The 17,383-nt window shown below is 58.3% G+C and carries 13 protein-coding genes; 8 read left to right on the forward strand and 5 right to left on the reverse strand.

What is annotated here, in order from left to right; translation table 11 throughout:
- Positions 1-148 precede the first annotated feature (148 nt).
- From pyrD to HA46_RS10305, 4 genes are all read right to left on the reverse strand, one after another.
- Positions 149-1,159 carry a quinone-dependent dihydroorotate dehydrogenase gene (pyrD, locus tag HA46_RS10290; protein ID WP_084884060.1) on the reverse strand — a complete coding sequence of 337 codons (1,011 nt, stop codon included), beginning with the start codon at positions 1,157-1,159 and terminating at the stop codon, positions 149-151.
- Positions 1,160-1,279: 120 nt separating this feature from the next.
- The gene (locus HA46_RS10295; RefSeq protein ID WP_033789326.1) at positions 1,280-2,287 is read right to left on the reverse strand and encodes a glycosyltransferase family 2 protein; all 1,008 of its coding nucleotides are present in this window, start codon (positions 2,285-2,287) and stop codon (positions 1,280-1,282) included.
- Positions 2,284-3,810 (reverse strand): lipopolysaccharide biosynthesis protein, encoded by a 1,527-nt coding sequence (locus HA46_RS10300; protein ID WP_033789324.1) that lies wholly within the window; start codon positions 3,808-3,810, stop codon positions 2,284-2,286. Before HA46_RS10300 ends, HA46_RS10295 begins: the two co-directional genes overlap by 4 nt.
- 206 nt (positions 3,811-4,016) lie before the next feature.
- On the reverse strand, positions 4,017-4,997 hold the full coding sequence (locus HA46_RS10305; RefSeq protein ID WP_084884063.1) for a glycosyltransferase family 2 protein: 981 nt from the start codon (positions 4,995-4,997) through the stop codon (positions 4,017-4,019).
- A gap of 764 nt (positions 4,998-5,761) precedes the next feature.
- Here HA46_RS10305 and ssuE point away from each other — a divergent pair.
- The 5 genes from ssuE to ssuB are packed head-to-tail and all read left to right on the forward strand — an operon-like array spanning position 5,762 to position 10,018.
- Positions 5,762-6,313, forward strand: coding sequence for an NADPH-dependent FMN reductase (gene ssuE / locus HA46_RS10310; protein ID WP_033789321.1), 552 nt, complete (start codon positions 5,762-5,764; stop codon positions 6,311-6,313).
- Between the two features lie 14 nt (positions 6,314-6,327).
- Entirely contained in the window at positions 6,328-7,275 is a 948-nt protein-coding gene (locus HA46_RS10315) for a sulfonate ABC transporter substrate-binding protein (RefSeq protein ID WP_084884065.1), read from the forward strand.
- Positions 7,276-7,285: 10 nt separating this feature from the next.
- Entirely contained in the window at positions 7,286-8,431 is a 1,146-nt protein-coding gene (gene ssuD / locus HA46_RS10320; RefSeq protein ID WP_084884070.1) for an FMNH2-dependent alkanesulfonate monooxygenase, read from the forward strand.
- A 10-nt stretch (positions 8,432-8,441) separates the two neighbouring features.
- Positions 8,442-9,233 carry an aliphatic sulfonate ABC transporter permease SsuC gene (ssuC, locus tag HA46_RS10325; protein ID WP_084884071.1) on the forward strand — a complete coding sequence of 264 codons (792 nt, stop codon included), beginning with the start codon at positions 8,442-8,444 and terminating at the stop codon, positions 9,231-9,233.
- The gene (gene ssuB, locus HA46_RS10330; protein WP_033789312.1) at positions 9,230-10,018 is read left to right on the forward strand and encodes an aliphatic sulfonates ABC transporter ATP-binding protein; all 789 of its coding nucleotides are present in this window, start codon (positions 9,230-9,232) and stop codon (positions 10,016-10,018) included. The genes ssuC and ssuB overlap by 4 nt, the downstream gene beginning before the upstream one ends.
- A gap of 191 nt (positions 10,019-10,209) precedes the next feature.
- On the opposite strand, the gene pepN is transcribed toward ssuB, so the two are convergent.
- Positions 10,210-12,825 (reverse strand): aminopeptidase N, encoded by a 2,616-nt coding sequence (gene pepN, locus HA46_RS10335; protein WP_084884074.1) that lies wholly within the window; start codon positions 12,823-12,825, stop codon positions 10,210-10,212.
- 241 nt (positions 12,826-13,066) lie between these two features.
- Here pepN and pncB point away from each other — a divergent pair, with 241 nt between their 5' ends.
- The 3 genes from pncB to ompF all read left to right on the forward strand — a co-directional run bounded on the left by pncB (position 13,067) and on the right by ompF (position 17,294).
- Positions 13,067-14,272 carry a nicotinate phosphoribosyltransferase gene (gene pncB / locus HA46_RS10340; protein ID WP_084884112.1) on the forward strand — a complete coding sequence of 402 codons (1,206 nt, stop codon included), beginning with the start codon at positions 13,067-13,069 and terminating at the stop codon, positions 14,270-14,272.
- A 159-nt stretch (positions 14,273-14,431) separates the two neighbouring features.
- Positions 14,432-15,832 carry an asparagine--tRNA ligase gene (gene asnS / locus HA46_RS10345; protein ID WP_033789306.1) on the forward strand — a complete coding sequence of 467 codons (1,401 nt, stop codon included), beginning with the start codon at positions 14,432-14,434 and terminating at the stop codon, positions 15,830-15,832.
- A 301-nt stretch (positions 15,833-16,133) separates the two neighbouring features.
- Positions 16,134-17,294: a porin OmpF gene (gene ompF / locus HA46_RS10350; protein WP_033789304.1), complete on the forward strand. Its 1,161-nt coding sequence runs from the start codon at positions 16,134-16,136 to the stop codon at positions 17,292-17,294.
- Positions 17,295-17,383: the final 89 nt, after the last annotated feature.

Raw genomic sequence — 17,383 nt, forward strand, 5'->3', positions numbered from 1 at the left:
GCCTCGTCATTAACCGCCGCGTTTCTCTGCACAGACTCAGCGAAGCCCTGTTTGTGGGGAAAAAGCTGAAAATACGCACAACAGGGGAAAAATATAAACGAGCCGAAGTGAGAAATAAACCCCCCGGCATCGTTTTATTAGAAATGTCTTAGAGATGGGTCACGATATCTTTTATTAATCCCGGCCCTTTATAAATAAAGCCGGAGTAAATCTGTACCAGCGCGGCGCCCGCGGCCATTTTTTCTCGCGCCGCGGTTAATGAATCAATACCGCCAACGCCGATAATCGGCAGCGCGCCGTCCAGCTCCTGCGCCAGCCGCTTGATCACCGCCGTGCTACGCGACTGCACCGGACGACCGCTCAGACCGCCTGATTCCGTGCTGTATTGCAGGCCGCTGACCAGCGAGCGATCCAGCGTAGTATTGGTGGCTATCACGCCGTCGATATTATGGCGCACCAGGCTGTCGGCAATTTGTATTAATTCTTCTTCAGAAAGATCGGGCGCAATTTTTACCGCGACCGGCACATATTTCAGATGCTGCTGCTCCAGCGCTTTCTGTTTGGCTTTAATCGACGCCAGAAGATCGTCGAGCGCTTCGCCATATTGCAGCGTACGCAATCCCGGCGTATTTGGCGAGGAGATATTTATCGCGATATAGCCGGCATGCGCATAAACCTTCTCCATGCAAATGAGGTAATCCTCTTTGCCGTTTTCCACCGCCGTATCTTTATTTTTGCCGATATTAATGCCGAGAATACCTTTGAGCCGCGCTTTTTTGACGTTCTCCACCAGGTGATCGACGCCGAGATTATTAAAGCCCATGCGGTTGATAATGCCCTCGGCCTCGACCAGCCGGAACATGCGCGGCTTATCGTTGCCCGCCTGCGCGCGCGGCGTGACGGTACCGACCTCCACGAAGCCGAACCCCATCGCGCCGAAGGCGTCGATGCATTCCGCGTTTTTGTCCAGTCCCGCCGCCAGCCCCAGCGCATTGTCAAACCGTAAGCCCATGCAGGTCACCGGACGGGAAGGAAGACGCTGACGTATCAGCGCCTCCAGCGGCGTGCCGCTGATGAAACGCAGTTGCTGAAAAGTGAGTTCGTGAGCGCGCTCGGGGTCGAGCTTAAACAGCGCAGGTCGGACGATAGGATAAAGCATGCACTCTCCTGGAGGTCGGAAGCGATGAGTTGTCGGGGTGCACGGGAAAATGTGCGCCAGAATGTTAAAGGCCTCTGGCGCAAAAGTAAATTACTGACGGGACAAGATTATTGATCGCGATCAGCGCTTGCTGGCATAACGCGCCAGACGGCGACACGCCTGCAGACCGCTGTAAATCGTCGGATAGTACCAGAGCAGTTTAAGACGTTTGCTTTCGCCCGTCACCTTGCGCACCAGCTGATCGATGGTGGTATGCCAGGAGGCGGGCACCGCAATATTGTTTTTGCGGATTTCGATCAGGCAACCATACATCACCGGCTGATAGTAGATGTCCAGCAGCTTCTCTTCCGGGGGCAATCCCTGCTCGCGCAGGAAGCTTTCGCTGCTGCGGCGGGCGATATAGTAGTTCTCCACCCACGAGAAGGTCGCCTTGCCTTGCGACAGCGAAGTCGGCATAAAGCGCTTGTTGTAGTAGCTTTTCCGCGTAAAGCCGATCTGCCGCGCCGACATATAGAGCGCGAACATATAGGGCGCGTCTTCATGGTTCTGGATCGGCAGAAACTGCACGCCGGTGCGCATAATAAGATCCCGCGAGAGAATGCTGCTCCACAACGTGCGGTGGGCCGAACGGTGCGGGATCATGCTGCGCAGCGTGTCGGCGCCGCCGGGCAGGACGGCGTCGACGTGGCGCTGATGGAATTGCTCATACTGGCGCTCGGCGACTGGTTTGTCAGTAAACATGCGCGCGCCGAAGCAGAACATCTCCATCTCGGGATGCTGCGCCAGCGCGCTGCGGAAGTCGGCGAAGAGATCTTTCGAGACAAAATCGTCGGCGTCCATAAAGTAGATAAAGTCGCCGGTGGCGATCTCCAGCCCTTTGGTGCGTGCCGCGCTGACCCCGCCGCGCTCGCCGCGCAGCAGCGTCAGCTGCGGATGGCGAGCGGCCAGCGCCTCCAGCAGGGCGACGCTGTTGTCGGTGGAGCCGTCGTCGATAACGATCACCTGCTCCGGCGGAGATGACTGACCCAGCAGCGAATCGATCGCTTCCGGCAGCCAGGGCGCGCAGTTCCAGTTCGGCACGATAACAGAGATCGTCGCTGCGCGGCTGTCAGGGTTCCGTGTGCTCATTCTCGCTCCTCAATAGTAAAAGCTTTGGCTCGGGCAGGCAGCAGACGCTTAATCACCAGGCTGTGCAGCAGACAGCAGACTGAAAGGTTAACCAGGCCGATCAAACCCAGCCACAGCAGGTTAAGCCAGCGGTTCTGGTTCCACTCGATTGGCAGGAAGGTGCAAAGCCAGGCGATTAGCCCTGCAACCGCCCAGATCAGCAGCACGTCGCGCGTCAGCCAGGTAAAGTGAATGCCCGGCGCGAAACGGCGGTGCACCAGCCATGCCCAGCCGGCCAGATAGAAGACGTTCTGGCCCAGCCACAGCCAGCCGGTGCCCTCCGCACCATAGTGAATCGCGGCCCAGATATTGAGCGGAACCAGGATCACGGCGAAGCAGGAGAAGCCCTTCAGATGCAGCTTGAGATTGCCGTTGACGTACTGCAGATGGTAAAGCAGGCCGCAAATCGCCTGCACGCCGCTGCCCAGCGCGTAGAGGCTAAGCACGAACGACATATCCGTCACGACCTGCGTGTTCTGCGTCCAGGCCCAGAGCAGCGGCGTGGCGAACATCGCGATAGTAATGCTGAGCGGCGCCATAAAGATCGCCACCGCCTGCGTGGTGTAGCGGTAGAGCGTCAGAGATTCGGCATCGCCCTCTTTGCGCGTTTTAATGCCGGTCATGCGCGGCACGATCGCCTGCATAATCGGGCTGCTGAGCAGGATAATGCCGGTAGCCGCGGTGGCGACGACGGTAAAGGAGCCGTAGGCGCTCAGCGGCAGGGTTTTCGACAGTACCAGACGGTCGATTTGCGAAATAAAGGTCCAGATTGCACTGGCGAACGCCGCGCTCAGCGCAAAGCGAATAAAGGGTTTTAACACCGCCTTTAAGTTTTCGTGCTTCTGTTTACGCGCGGCGGCAGGCACCAGCTGATAGGATTTAGCAATCAGGCAGATCGCTTCCGCTATCGACACCGCCAGCTGCCAGATAAAGAAGCTCAGCACCGGATTGGAGAAGAGCTGAATGATCAGCACCGCGCCGAAGGTGCGCAGCGTGACGATGACCAGGTTGACGCCGTTGAGCCATACCTGATGCTCAAAGCCGACAATAACGCTGCGATAGGGGCTGGTACGCCAGCGAATAGCCGCCGTAATCACCATGATAGCGACAGCGAGCGTCACGTCCGCTGAAGGCAGATGGCGCGCGTCGAGCCAGTTATGGGCGATCCATGGCGTCGCCAGCCAGCCGATCACCACCAGAATCACCGTGGAGATAAGAAAGAATTTCGACAGCGCGGAGAAGAGCGCCGGGAACCAGATAAATTCCGCCTGATTGGCGCGATAGCGCGCCGCTTCGCGCATCAGCGTGGTCGATACGCCGGCGTCGAGCAGCTGGAGCCAGGTTAACAGAATCGAGAAAAAACCCACTAGCCCGTAAGCTTCCATCCCGAGATGTTGAATATAGAGCGGCACGACCAGAATGCCTGACAGCGTCAGGTATATCTGACCGACATAATTGGCGATCGCGTTACGTTTAATTGACATAAGTATGATTGTATCTGGGCAGTTTTCTCGGAGGCCACAAGCGTGGCACACATCATCAGACCTGCCTACCAGACATAGTCTTAAATTTATCTCTGGCGCTGCGCGCCAGCTTTAATCTGACCTGCCGCGGGAAAAGTCAGAGGGTGAAATAATATTTATCCGCGGCGAATCGTCCGGTAAGCAGGCATTTCGATGCGAGCGAAAAGTCAGGCGGCTTTTTTCAGCTCTTTTGTAACTTTGTATTTTTGCAGCAGGATAAACATGCGCGGGCGATTAATAAGCAGCCACTCTTTAGCGTTGACCGGCTTAAATTTGCCGCCCATAAAGCGAATCGCATTATTGACATATTCCGGCACCGGCGTGCCGTTGTAGAGCGACAGATAAATCATCAGGCGAAAAGAGTGCATTAAATAGGCTTTCTCCAGCTGCGTCTTCAGCGGCGAATGATCTAAATTATGCTTGAGTATGCCGTAGGTCTGCATAAAGGCGTTATAACGCTGCAGGAAATAGTCGTCGTCTTTGCGACTGTTGGTGAGCGAGCCGCTGCGTACGCGCTGGCGATAGTAAACGTGCTGGCTTACCCAGGCATGCGTGGCGTGAACGAATACCGACAGCGTAAATTTATGATCTTCATGTACCCGGTCGACAAAACGCAGGCCGTGCTGCGTAATCAGGCTTCTTTTCACCGCGTAGTTCCAGGCGGCGGAGGTATAGGAGCCATTATTCAACAGGCGCGACAAAACCTGCTGCGGCGACTGCAGACCGAATTGGTCGTGGCGCACTTTAGGACGGGTCTGATTTTCCCGGCCATCTTCGAACATCTGCGAATTAAAGCAAAAGAGATCAATCTCAGGGTGCGCAGCGGTAACCTGCTGCAGCTCTGCTACGAAGCCTTCCGGCACGATATCGTCCGGGTCGCAGAAGAAGACAAACTCCCCTTGCGCGGCGTCGATGCCGGTATCGCGCGCTTTGCCCGCGCCGCCGTTGGGCGTGGTAATAACGCGAACCTGCGGCTGGTGACCATATTTCTGCTCTACCAGCGCCAGGGTGCCATCGGTTGAGCTGTCGTTAACAATGATAATTTCTGTCGGCGCGTCAATCTGACGCAACAAGGAGTCGACACATTCGACTATATATTTCTCCACGTTATACGTGGGAATAATGACTGATAGCAGCGTCTTTGCCATACATCTTTCTCTGGGTCGATTAAAAGAAAAGGCACGAGCGTTACACAAATATTAAGGTTGTGTTAAAGCATGGCGCAGAAAGAATTAAACGAGACCTAAGCAGTAAGTCTCTCGTGGTGGAATAGTATAGGCAGAAGCTTTTTTCTATTAACAGGGCCAGCGATTTATTCAGACTCGCGCTCAGCGCGTAATCTATCACGCCAGGTAAAGTGTCAGAGGCAAAGCGTGGTTTTTGCTTAACATCATGTAACTTTTCTGGCTAAACCCTCAGCGCTTTTAGAAGAGAAAAAGGTCACAAAGCGTTTCAGTCTGATAGCTTTATTATCACTTAGCGAAAGTTGCCTCTCCCCGGCGCCGGTTATCGGCATGGCGATATTCCGATAATAGCGCCTGCGATCCCCTGACAGAGGCGGCATGATTAGCTCTCCCGCCTTTATGCCGCGTAAAAGGGGTTGCAGCAAATAAATAACTCTGCGCGCAGGTCTGATTAATAAGTCTGCGGCAGAGAATTCGCAGATACTTTTGCTGCTATTTGTTAAGTCGGCATAAACAATGCCTCTGGATCTGTGCCAGCCTTTTAGGATTATTCGGAACTCTGTGCTGCCGCTTCCGGCGAGGCTTTCATTAATAACGCTGTGCGTTTTGCGCTTTTCGCCTTTCGATTGCCGGATAAATCATTTAAGCCCTCCCCCCCTCTCTGTCAGGATGTGAGCATCAGTTCTCAACAATAGCTAATCAATAACTTTCAGTTATAAGGAGTAACGATGCGAGTTATTACGCTAGCTGGCAGCCCGCGTTTCCCGTCACGTTCGACCTCGCTGCTTACCCTGTGCCAGCGCGCGCTGGAAGCGCGCGGCGTTGAGGTGATCCCCTGGAATATCCAGAACTTTCAGCCAGACGATCTCATTAACGCGCGTTTCGATGCCCCGGCGCTGCTGGCGCTGCGCGAAGATTTGCTTGCCGCCGACGGCGTGATCGTCGCCACGCCGGTCTATAAGGCTTCTTTCTCAGGCGCGCTGAAAACCCTGCTCGATCTGCTGCCCGAACGCGCCCTGGAGCACAAAGTGGTGTTGCCGTTGGCCAGCGGCGGCAGCGTGGCCCATATGCTCGCGGTCGATTACGCCCTGAAACCGGTGCTGAACGCGCTAAAGGCGCAGGAGATCCTGCACGGTGTGTTTGCCGAAGATCATCAGATTACCCACTACGATCGCCAGCCCGAGCTGCAGGCGGCGCTGGCGCGCCGACTGGATGAGGCGGTTGAGGCGTTCTGGCTGGCGCTGACCCGCCATCACAAACCTCTGGCACAGGCTGTTTAAAGGAAGAAACCGACATGAAGAGCATCACCGGCTGGCTACTCGCCGCACTTGCCATGTTAAGCCTGCAAACGCAGGCGGCGGAGGCGCCCGCGCAGATTCGCATCGGCTACCAGAAAGGTTCCGTCAGCATGGTGCTGGCCAAATCGCACCGGCTACTGGAGCAGCGCTTCCCCGACACCAAAATTCAGTGGATCGAATTTCCCGCCGGTCCGCAGATGCTGGAGGCGCTAAACGTCGACAGCATCGACCTCGGCAGCACCGGCGATATACCGCCGCTGTTCGCCCAGGCGGCGGGCGCCGATCTGCTTTACGTCGGCTCGGAGCCGCCTAAGCCGCAGGCTGAAGTGATTCTGGTGGCAAAGAACAGCCCGCTGAAAAGCGTCGCCGACCTGAAAGGCAAGAAAGTCGCCTTTCAGAAAGGCTCCAGCTCGCACAACCTGCTGCTGCGCGCCCTGCAGCGTGAAGGGTTGAGCTTTAAGGATATTCAGCCGATCTATCTGACGCCCGCCGACGCGCGCGCCGCCTTCCAGCAGGGCGACGTGGACGCCTGGGCGATCTGGGATCCTTACTATTCCGCCGCGCTGCAGCAGGGCAACGTGCGCGTGCTGGCCGACGGCAGCCAGCTCAATCTTACCGGCTCATTCTACCTGGCGACGCGCAAGTTCGCCGAGCAGAACGGCGCCTTCGTTCAACAGATGCTGGATACCTTTAGCCAGGCGGATGCGCTGACGCTCAGCCAGCGCGATCGGAGCATCGATCTGCTCGCCGCCGCGATGGGCCTGCCGAAGCCGGTTATCGCCAGCTATCTCGATCACCGTCCGCCGACCCGTATTTCGCCGGTCAGCGCGCAAACCGCAGCGGCGCAGCAGCATACCGCCGATCTGTTCTATTCCAGCCACCTGGTGCCGGTCAAACTGACGATCGCCGATCGCATCTGGCATCCCAGCGCCCAACTTCAGTAAGGAGCGAATAATGAGCTTATCCGTATTCTGGTTTCTTCCGACGCACGGCGACGGACACTATCTCGGCACCTCGGAAGGGGCGCGCCCGGTCGACCACGCCTACCTGCAGCAGATCGCGCAGGCCGCAGACCGCATGGGCTTCGGCGGCGTTCTCATCCCGACCGGCCGTTCGTGCGAAGACGCCTGGCTGGTCGCCGCCTCGCTGATCCCGGTAACGCAGCGCCTGCGTTTTCTGGTGGCGCTGCGCCCCGGCGTTATTTCGCCGACCCAGGCGGCGCGCCAGGCCGCGACGCTGGATCGTCTTTCTAACGGCCGCGCGCTGTTTAATCTGGTGACCGGCGGCGATCCCGAAGAACTGGCGGGCGACGGCGTGTTTCTCGATCACCACGAGCGCTATGTCGAGTCGGCGGAGTTCACCCGCGTCTGGCGTCGCGTGCTGGAGGGCGAAACGGTCGATTACGCCGGCAAATATGTCAAGGTGCGCGGCGCGCGTCTGCTGTTCGACCCGGTGCAGCAGCCGCGTCCGCCGCTCTGGTTCGGCGGCTCTTCTGAACCCGCGCAGGATCTGGCCGCTGAGCAGGTCGACGTCTACCTCACCTGGGGCGAGCCGCCGGCGCTGGTGAAAGAGAAGATTGAACAGGTGCGCGCCAAAGCGGCGGCGCAGGGACGCAAGGTGCGCTTCGGCATTCGTCTGCACGTCATCGTTCGCGAAAGCAATGATGAAGCCTGGCGCGCCGCCGATCGTCTGATCGCCCATCTCGACGACGACACCATTGCAAAGGCGCAGGCCGCATTCGCCCGCACCGACTCGGTAGGCCAGCAGCGCATGGCAGCGCTGCACAGCGGGCGCCGCGACCAGCTGGAAATCAGCCCGAACCTGTGGGCGGGCGTCGGTCTGGTGCGCGGCGGCGCCGGCACCGCGCTGGTGGGCGACGGCCCGACCGTGGCCGCGCGCATGCAGGAGTACGCCGACCTCGGCATTGAGACCTTTATTCTTTCCGGCTATCCGCATCTGGAAGAGGCGTATCGCGTCGGCGAGCTGCTCTTCCCGCATCTCGACCTGGAGGTGCCGCAGATCCCGCAACCGCGCGACGTGCAGGCATTCGGCGAAACCGTCGCCAACGATTTCCGTCCGCAAAAAGTGTCGCAGAGCTGAGAGAGAGATCATGGCGAAAACCACTAAACGCATTACCAACCAGCTGGTGCCCTGGATTTTCCCGGCGCTGCTGGTGGCGATCTGGCAAATTGCCTCCCAGACCGGGCTGCTGTCGACGCGCATTCTGCCCTCGCCGGAAAATATCGTCATTACCTTCTGGCATCTGGCCGCCAGCGGCGAGCTGTGGCAGCACCTCGCCATCAGCGGCTGGCGCGCGCTGATCGGCTTTAGCATCGGCGGCTCCATCGGGCTGATGCTGGGGCTGATCACCGGCACCTCGCGCCTTGGCGAGCGCCTGCTCGATACCTCGGTGCAGATGCTGCGCAACGTGCCGCATCTGGCGCTGATCCCGCTGGTGATCCTCTGGTTCGGCATCGACGAAGCGGCGAAGATTTTTCTGGTGGCGCTCGGCACGCTGTTTCCCATCTACCTCAATACCTACCACGGCATTCGCAATATCGATCGCGGCCTGGTGGAGATGGCGCGCAGCTACGGCCTTTCGGGCTGGAGCCTGTTTATTCAGGTGATCCTGCCCGGCGCCCTGCCCTCGATTATGGTCGGCGTGCGTTTCGCGCTCGGCCTGATGTGGCTGACGCTGATCGTCGCCGAGACCATTTCCGCCAATTCGGGCATCGGCTATCTGGCGATGAACGCGCGTGAATTTCTGCAAACCGACGTGGTGGTGGTGGCGATTATTCTTTACGCCCTGCTCGGCAAACTGGCGGATGTCGCCGCCCTGCTGCTGGAGCGCATCTGGCTGCGCTGGCATCCAGCCTGGCAACTGAAGGAGGAGAACGCATGAGCACTTCACTCTCTCCGGCGCGGCTCAACGCCGGCACGCCGGTCGGCGTCAACGGCGTCAGCAAGCAGTACGGCAGCCGCACCATCCTGAATCATATCGATCTGCATATTCCTTCCGGCCAGTTTGTCGCGGTGGTCGGCCGCAGCGGCTGCGGCAAGAGCACGCTGCTGCGCCTGCTGGCGGGGCTGGAGCAGACCACGCAGGGCGAGCTGTTGGCGGGCAACGCGCCGCTGCACACCGCGCGCGAAGATACCCGTCTGATGTTTCAGGACGCGCGTTTGCTGCCGTGGAAGCGGGTTATCGATAATGTCGGTCTCGGCCTGAAGGGTCGCGAGTGGCGCAGCGCGGCGCTCGAGGCGCTGGAGGCGGTGGGGCTGGCGGAGCGCGCCCATGAGTGGCCCGCTGCGCTCTCCGGCGGACAAAAGCAGCGCGTGGCGCTGGCGCGCGCGCTGATCCACCGTCCGGGTCTGCTGCTGCTCGACGAGCCGCTCGGCGCGCTTGACGCGCTGACGCGTATTGAAATGCAGGGGCTGATAGAGTCGTTATGGCAGCAGCACCATTTTACCGTACTGCTGGTTACGCATGACGTCAGCGAGGCCGTCGCGATGGCGGATCGCGTGCTGCTGATCGAAGAGGGTCAGATTGGGCTCGATTTGCTGGTGGATTTGCCGCGTCCGCGCCGTCGCGGGTCGGTCAGGCTGGCGGAGCTGGAGGCGGAGGTGCTGGATCGCGTGATGCGCCGCAGCGAAAGCGAGCAGCCGGCGCGCTACGCCCACCAGCGCTAAAAAGAGTTGGTAACACCGGGATCAGATGACAACGCGGGTAGCAGGGACCGATCGCAAAGTCGCTCAAGGCATCCTTGCGCGCTCGTCCCGCGACATCCCTGTCGCGGGACGCTTTGCTCTCCGGTCTCTGCTACCCGCGTTTTATACTTTTCTGCGGCCTGTAAGGCGGGAATATTTCCCGCCTTTGCCATTTAAGCGTTCAGCGCGCGGGTAATCTTCTCATAAAGATCGCCCGACAGCTTATCCAGCCCCTGCAGCGTTTCCAGCGTCTGACGCATCAGCGCCTGACGGTCGGCGTCGTAGCGCTTCAGGCGAATCAGCGGCTCGATCATACGCGCCGCCACCTGCGGGTTGCGGGTATTAAGATCGGTCAGCATCTCCACCAGGAACTGATAGCCGCTGCCGTCTTTGGCGTGGAACGCTGCCGGGTTGCCGGAGACGAACGCGCCGATCAGCGCGCGGATGCGGTTAGGGTTGCTCATGGTGAACGAGCGATGATGCAGCAGCTCGCGCACCTTCTGCAAGACGTCCGGCGACGGGCTGGTGGCCTGCAGCATTAACCATTTATCCATGACCAGGCCATCGCGATGCCAGCGCTCGTCGTAGTGCGCCAGCAGCGCGCCGCGGCACGGCAGCTGTGCCGCCACCGACGACGCCAGCGCCGCCAGCGCGTCCGTCATATTGTTCGCCTGCTGATACTGCGTCTGCACCAGCCTGTCCGCCAGCGTTGTTTCGCCAAAGGCCAGATAGTACAGGCAGATATTCTTCAGCGCGCGCTGCCCCATCGCATCGTGCTCGATGCGGTACTCGCCCTGCTGATTAGCGTTGTAGACGGCATAAAACTCGTCCGCCAGCTCGGTGGCCAGCGTGCGCACCAGCGCCTCGCGCACCACCGTAATCGCCTGCGGATCGATCACCTCGAACAGCTCGGCAATCTCGTTCTCGCCCGGCAGCGTCAGAATCTGCGCGGTCAGCGCCGGATCGCGCCCTTCGTCCAGCAGCACCGCGCGGAAAGCGTCGGCAACGTGCAGCGGCAGCGACAGCGGCTGGCCCTGCTGATGGCGCGCCACGTTAAGGCGGATATAGGTGGCCAGCAGACTCTGCGCCGCATCCCAGCGTGCAAAGTCGTTGCGCGCATGGCGCATCAGGAAGGTGAGCTGAGCATCGCTCCATTTATAATCCAGCTTCACCGGCGCGGAGAATTCGCGCAGCAGCGACGGCACCGGCTGGAAGTAGACGTTATCGAAGATAAAGGTCTGGAACTCCTCGGTCACGTTCAGCACATGATGCACCGGATGGCCGTTATGCTGCAGCGGAATCACCTTGCCTTCGCCGTCATAGAGTTCGATATCGAGCGGAATATGCAGCGGCAGCTTCTCTTTCTGGTCGGCGGTCGGCGGCGTGTGCTGCGTGACGTGCAGCGTGTACTGCTCCAGCTCGGGGTTGTAGTCATCGCGCACCGTCAGCACTGGCGTGCCGCTCTGGCTGTACCAGCGGCGGAACTGCGACAGATCGACATTCGAGGCATCTTCCATCGCCTGCACGAAGTCGTCGCAGGTCGCCGCACTGCCGTCGTGGCGCTCAAAGTAGAGCTGCATGCCTTTCTGGAAGTTCTCTTCGCCGAGCAGCGTGTGCATCATGCGGATCACTTCCGATCCCTTTTCGTAAACGGTCAGGGTATAGAAGTTATTCATCTCCATCACCTGATCCGGGCGGATCGGGTGCGCCATCGGGCTGGCGTCCTCGGCGAACTGCGCGCCGCGCATCACGCGCACGTTATCGATGCGGTTGACCGCGCGCGAGCCGAGATCGGAGCTGAACTCCTGATCGCGGAATACCGTCAGCCCCTCTTTCAGGCTGAGCTGGAACCAGTCGCGGCAGGTGACGCGGTTGCCGGTCCAGTTGTGAAAGTATTCATGGCCGATTACCGCTTCGATGCCGAGATAGTCTTTGTCGGTCGCGGTTTCCGCCTTCGCCAGCACATATTTGGCGTTAAAGACGTTCAGGCCTTTGTTCTCCATCGCGCCCATATTGAAGAAGTCGACGGCGACAATCATAAAGATGTCGAGATCGTACTCGAGGCCGAAGCGCTCCTCATCCCACTTCATGCTGTTTTTCAGCGAGGTCATCGCCCAGTCGGCGCGATCCAGGTTGCCGCGATCGACGAAGATCTCCAGCGCCACGTCGCGGCCGGAACGGGTTTTGAAACTGTCGCGCAGCACGTCGAAATCGCCCGCCACCAGCGCAAAGAGATAGCAGGGTTTCGGGAAGGGATCCTGCCATTTCACCCAGTGCTTGCCCTGCTCCGCTTTGCCGCCGTCGATGCGGTTGCCGTTGGAGAGCAGATAGGGGTAGCGCGCCTCGTCGGCGATAATGGTAGTGGTGAAGCGCGCCAGCACGTCCGGGCGGTCCAGATACCAGGTAATATGGCGGAAACCTTCGGCTTCGCACTGGGTACAGAGCGCTTCCCCAGACTGATAAAGCCCTTCCAGCGCGGTATTTTTATCAGGATGGATATCGTTGACGATCTTAAGCTGAAACTGCTCCGGCAGCTGGCTCAGCACCAGCGCGCCCTCTTCCTGACGGTACGCGCTCCACGGCAAGCCATCCACTTCAATGGCGATCAGGGTTAACGCTTCGCCATCGAGGCGCAGCTCAGCCTGCGCGTCGCCGAGACGTTTAACCTGACTGACGGCGGTGACGCGCGTCGTCGCGGCGTCGAGCGCAAAGGTCAGGTCGATGTCGGTGATGGTGTAATCCGGCGCACGATAGTCGTGGCGATATTTAATGTGGTGCTGTTGCGTCATATTCCGTCTCGCATTGTTATAGGTTTACCGCCAAAGTCTAAGCGCGTTGCCTTTAGCTTGCCATGCACAATGCGCATCGCGGCGTAAATAGCTACAATTCATTAACAACGGCACGTTTTAACCTCGACCTGCGGGCTTGAAATATGCTGTGATCGGTCGCAGTTACTGATTTATACTCCTGCGTCTTTATGACTCTCACACACCGGGCTCTGCGCCGCCGAACAGGATGCTGAAACGCACCATGACAGGACATGCTTCCCCGATACTGACCTCCCTGCTGGATACTGACGCCTACAAGCTTCATATGCAGCAAGCCGTATTCCACCGTTATCACGATGTCACGGTGGCGGCTGAGTTTCGTTGCCGCGGCGACGATCTGCTCGGTCTCTATGCGAACGAGATTCGCGAGGCCATTAACGCCATGCAGACGCTAGCGCTGACCGATGACGAACATACGTATCTCTCTAGCCTGCCCTTCTTCCACGCCGACTACCTTAACTGGCTGCGCGATTTTCGTTATAACCCCGACCAGGTGCAGGTGCGCAACCGCGATGGCCATCTCGCTATTCGCATCACCGGGCCCTGGCGCGAAGTGATTTTATGGGAGGTGCCGCTGCTGGCGCTGATCAGCGAAGTGGTGCATCGTCACCGCTCGCCGCTGGTGAGCGCGCAGCAGGCGGTCGACCATCTGCAGCAGAAGCTGAGCGCTTTCCGCCGCGACGTCGCCGACATCGATATGTCGCGCTTTCGCCTGATGGATTTCGGCACCCGCCGCCGTTTCTCGCAGGAGGTGCAGCAGGCCATCGTCGCCACCCTGAAGCAGGACTTCCCCTGGCTAATCGGCACCAGCAACTACGATCTGGCACGCCGCCTGGCGCTGACGCCGGTCGGCACCCAGGCGCACGAATGGTTTCAGGCTTTTCAGCAGATTAGCCCGGTGCTGGCCAACAGCCAGCGTGCGGCGCTGCAGGCGTGGCTCGACGAGTATGACGGACAGTTGGGCATCGCGCTCACCGACTGCATCGCGATGGACGCCTTCCTGCGCGACTTCGGCGTCAATTTCGCCAGTCGCTATCAGGGACTACGCCACGATTCAGGGGACCCCGTCGAGTGGGGCGAAAAGGCGCTGGGCCACTATGAAAAGCTGGGCATCGATCCGCACAGCAAAACCCTGGTCTTTTCCGACAATCTCGATCTGGATAAGGCGCTGGCGCTCTATCGTCACTTCGGCCAGCGCACCAACGTCGTCTTTGGCATCGGCACCCGCCTGACCTGCGATATACCCGGCGTCAGGCCGCTCAATATCGTGATCAAACTGGTAGAGTGCAACGGCAAGCCGGTGGCGAAACTGTCTGACAGTCCAGGCAAAACCATCTGTCAGGATCAGGCCTTTGTCCGCGCCCTGCGCAAAGCTTTCGATCTGCCACTGGTTAAAAAAGCCAGCTAATCCTCGCGTTATCGGGGCGTTGATGCGCCCCGCTTCTGCTGTAATAAATCTGCCGTCCCGCCGGATTTTGCTTGTTTCCTTGCGACTCGCAAGTAACATAGCAACACCCCGGTGTGGGGAGATTGTTTAAACTCACTTCTTCTATATAGAGAGATATTTATGAGCGTAGTGCCTGTAGCGGACGTACTGCACGGTCGCGTCGCGGTTGACAGTGAAGTCACCGTACGTGGTTGGGTGCGTACCCGAAGAGATTCAAAAGCCGGTCTTTCCTTCGTCGCCGTTTATGACGGTTCCTGCTTTAATCCCGTTCAGGCCGTTGTGAATAATTCTCTGAATAATTATCAGGACGAGGTTCTGCACCTGACCACCGGCTGCTCCGTGATCGTGACCGGCACCGTGGTGGCCTCGCCGGGCCAGGGCCAGGCGTTTGAAATCCAGGCGACCCGCGTGGAAGTGACCGGCTGGGTCGACGATCCCGACACCTATCCGATGGCGGCAAAGCGTCACAGCATCGAATATCTGCGCGAAGTGGCGCACCTGCGTCCGCGCACCAACCTGATCGGCGCCGTGGCGCGCGTGCGACATACCCTGGCACAGGCGCTGCACCGCTTCTTCCACGAGAACGGCTATTTCTGGGTATCGACCCCGCTGATTACCGCCTCGGACACCGAAGGCGCCGGCGAAATGTTCCGCGTTTCGACGCTGGATCTGGAAAACCTGCCGCGCACGCCGCAGGGCGCCGTCGACTTCAACGAAGATTTCTTCGGCAAAGAGGCCTTCCTGACCGTTTCTGGCCAGCTGAACGGCGAAACCTACGCCTGCGCCCTGTCGAAAATCTACACTTTCGGCCCGACCTTCCGCGCGGAAAACTCCAACACCAGCCGTCACCTCGCGGAATTCTGGATGCTGGAGCCGGAAATCGCCTTCGCCACGCTGGATGACGCCGCCGCGCTCGCCGAGGCGATGCTGAAATATGTATTTAAAGCGGTGCTGGACGAACGCGCCGACGATATGGCCTTCTTTGCCGAGCGCGTGGATAAAGAGGCGGTCGATCGTCTGGAGCGCTTTATCTCCACCGACTTCGCGCAGGTAGACTACACCGACGCCATCACCATTCTGGAAAACTGCGGTCAGACCTTTGAAAACCCGGTCTCCTGGGGCATCGATCTCTCTTCCGAGCACGAGCGCTATCTGGCCGAGCAGCACTTTAAAGCGCCTGTGGTGGTGAAAAACTACCCGAAAGAGATCAAAGCGTTCTATATGCGCCTTAACGAAGATAACAAAACCGTGGCGGCGATGGACGTGCTGGCGCCGGGCATCGGCGAAATTATCGGCGGTTCGCAGCGTGAAGAGCGTCTCGACGTGCTGGACGCGCGTATGGAAGAGATGGGGCTGAATAAAGAAGATTACTGGTGGTATCGCGATCTGCGTCGCTACGGCACCGTGCCGCATTCTGGCTTCGGTTTAGGCTTTGAACGTTTAATCGCCTATGTCACCGGCGTACAAAATGTAAGGGACGTTATCCCTTTCCCACGCACCCCGCGCAATGCAAATTTCTAAAATAATCTATTAATTATAAGAAATTCATATATATAACGAGGTCGGCACTGCCGGCCTTTTTTTATTTTTGTAAATTTTGAGTTCTCTCACAAAGTTCCCCGATATTTACATTTTGTAATACAAATTTTCTTTTAGAAACCAGATTACGAGTTTAGTAGCATTTTCAGTGTGGCATATCCTGCTTCGGGATGGAAAGATGCGTGCAGACACAGGAAGACACCAAACTTCTCTCAGGGTTCCGTAACGGTTTCTTGACGGCAGTGGCAGGTGTCCGAATAAACTCCAATGAGGGTAATAAATAATGATGAAGCGCAACATTCTTGCAGTGGTTATCCCTGCTCTGTTAGCTGCCGGCGCAGCAAACGCAGCAGAAATTTATAATAAAGACGGCAATAAGCTGGACCTGTACGGCAAGGCTGTTGGTCTGCACTATTTCTCTGATAATACTGATAACGATGGCGATAAAACTTATGTTCGCTTCGGCTTCAAGGGTGAAACTCAGATCAACGACCAGCTGACCGGTTACGGCCAGTGGGAATATAACGTTCAGGCCAACAACTCTGAAGGCTCTGACGCGCAGGACGGCAACCGTACCCGTCTGGGCTTCGCCGGTCTGAAATTCGGCGACGCGGGTTCAATCGACTACGGTCGTAACTACGGCGTTGTCTACGACGCCATCGGCTGGACCGATATGCTGCCAGAATTCGGCGGCGACTCTGGCTACTCAGACAACTTCATGAACGGTCGTAGCACCGGCCTGCTGACCTACCGCAACAAGAACTTCTTCGGCCTGGTAGACGGCTGGGACTTCGCGGCACAGTATCAGGGCAAAAACGAGCGTTCAGATAACGATCGTCGCGCTAACGGCGACGGCTGGGGCCTGTCAACCTCCTACACCTCGCCGATTGGCCTGGGCATCGTAGGCGCATACAGCAGCAGCGATCGTACCGACAGCCAGGCTGCGGGCGCGAAAACTACCGTTACTCCTCCTGCTGCAGTTGGCGGTAATAGCGTTACTACCACCACAGGTCAGGGCGCTGGCAAGCGTGCTGAGAACTGGGCTACCGCGATCAAATATGACGCGAACAACATTTACCTGGCGGCAATGTACGGTGAAACCCGTAACTCTACTCCGGTAACGGCAACAGGTACGCTGGCAAACGGCTCAACCTTCACCACTACTGGCTTCGCCAACAAAGCGCAGAACATCGAGCTGGTTGCACAGTATCAGTTCGACTTCGGTCTGCGTCCGTCTATTGCCTACGTACAGTCTAAAGGCAAAGACATCGAAGGCGTGGGCGATACCGACCTGGTTAAATACATCGACGTGGGCGCAACCTACTACTTCAACAAAAACATGTCAGTCTATGCTGACTACCAGATCAACCAGCTCGACGACAACAACGCGCTGGGTCTGAACACCGACGACACCGTAGCAGTAGGCCTGGTTTACCAGTTCTAAGTTACCTGTCGCAGAAAAAACGGAGCTTCGGCTCCGTTTTTTTTATGCCTGCTATTCGCCGCATAGCCGCGCCCTCCTTATCTTTTCCG

The organism is Pantoea septica (assembly GCF_002095575.1).
Lineage (GTDB): Bacteria > Pseudomonadota > Gammaproteobacteria > Enterobacterales > Enterobacteriaceae > Pantoea > Pantoea septica.

Excerpts from the sequence above, each read along its gene's own strand:
- pyrD (WP_084884060.1), bottom strand. The coding sequence starts at position 1,159 with ATGCTTTATCCTATCGTCCGACCTGCGCTGTTTAAGCTCGACCCCGAG.
- HA46_RS10300 (WP_033789324.1), bottom strand. The coding sequence starts at position 3,810 with ATGTCAATTAAACGTAACGCGATCGCCAATTATGTCGGTCAGATATAC.
- ssuC (WP_084884071.1), top strand. The coding sequence starts at position 8,442 with ATGGCGAAAACCACTAAACGCATTACCAACCAGCTGGTGCCCTGGATT.
- pncB (WP_084884112.1), top strand. The coding sequence starts at position 13,067 with ATGACAGGACATGCTTCCCCGATACTGACCTCCCTGCTGGATACTGAC.
- ssuD (WP_084884070.1), top strand. The coding sequence starts at position 7,286 with ATGAGCTTATCCGTATTCTGGTTTCTTCCGACGCACGGCGACGGACAC.
- pepN (WP_084884074.1), bottom strand. The coding sequence starts at position 12,825 with ATGACGCAACAGCACCACATTAAATATCGCCACGACTATCGTGCGCCG.
- ssuB (WP_033789312.1), top strand. The coding sequence starts at position 9,230 with ATGAGCACTTCACTCTCTCCGGCGCGGCTCAACGCCGGCACGCCGGTC.
- HA46_RS10315 (WP_084884065.1), top strand. The coding sequence starts at position 6,328 with ATGAAGAGCATCACCGGCTGGCTACTCGCCGCACTTGCCATGTTAAGC.
- HA46_RS10305 (WP_084884063.1), bottom strand. The coding sequence starts at position 4,997 with ATGGCAAAGACGCTGCTATCAGTCATTATTCCCACGTATAACGTGGAG.
- HA46_RS10295 (WP_033789326.1), bottom strand. The coding sequence starts at position 2,287 with ATGAGCACACGGAACCCTGACAGCCGCGCAGCGACGATCTCTGTTATC.
- asnS (WP_033789306.1), top strand. The coding sequence starts at position 14,432 with ATGAGCGTAGTGCCTGTAGCGGACGTACTGCACGGTCGCGTCGCGGTT.
- ssuE (WP_033789321.1), top strand. The coding sequence starts at position 5,762 with ATGCGAGTTATTACGCTAGCTGGCAGCCCGCGTTTCCCGTCACGTTCG.
- ompF (WP_033789304.1), top strand. The coding sequence starts at position 16,134 with ATGATGAAGCGCAACATTCTTGCAGTGGTTATCCCTGCTCTGTTAGCT.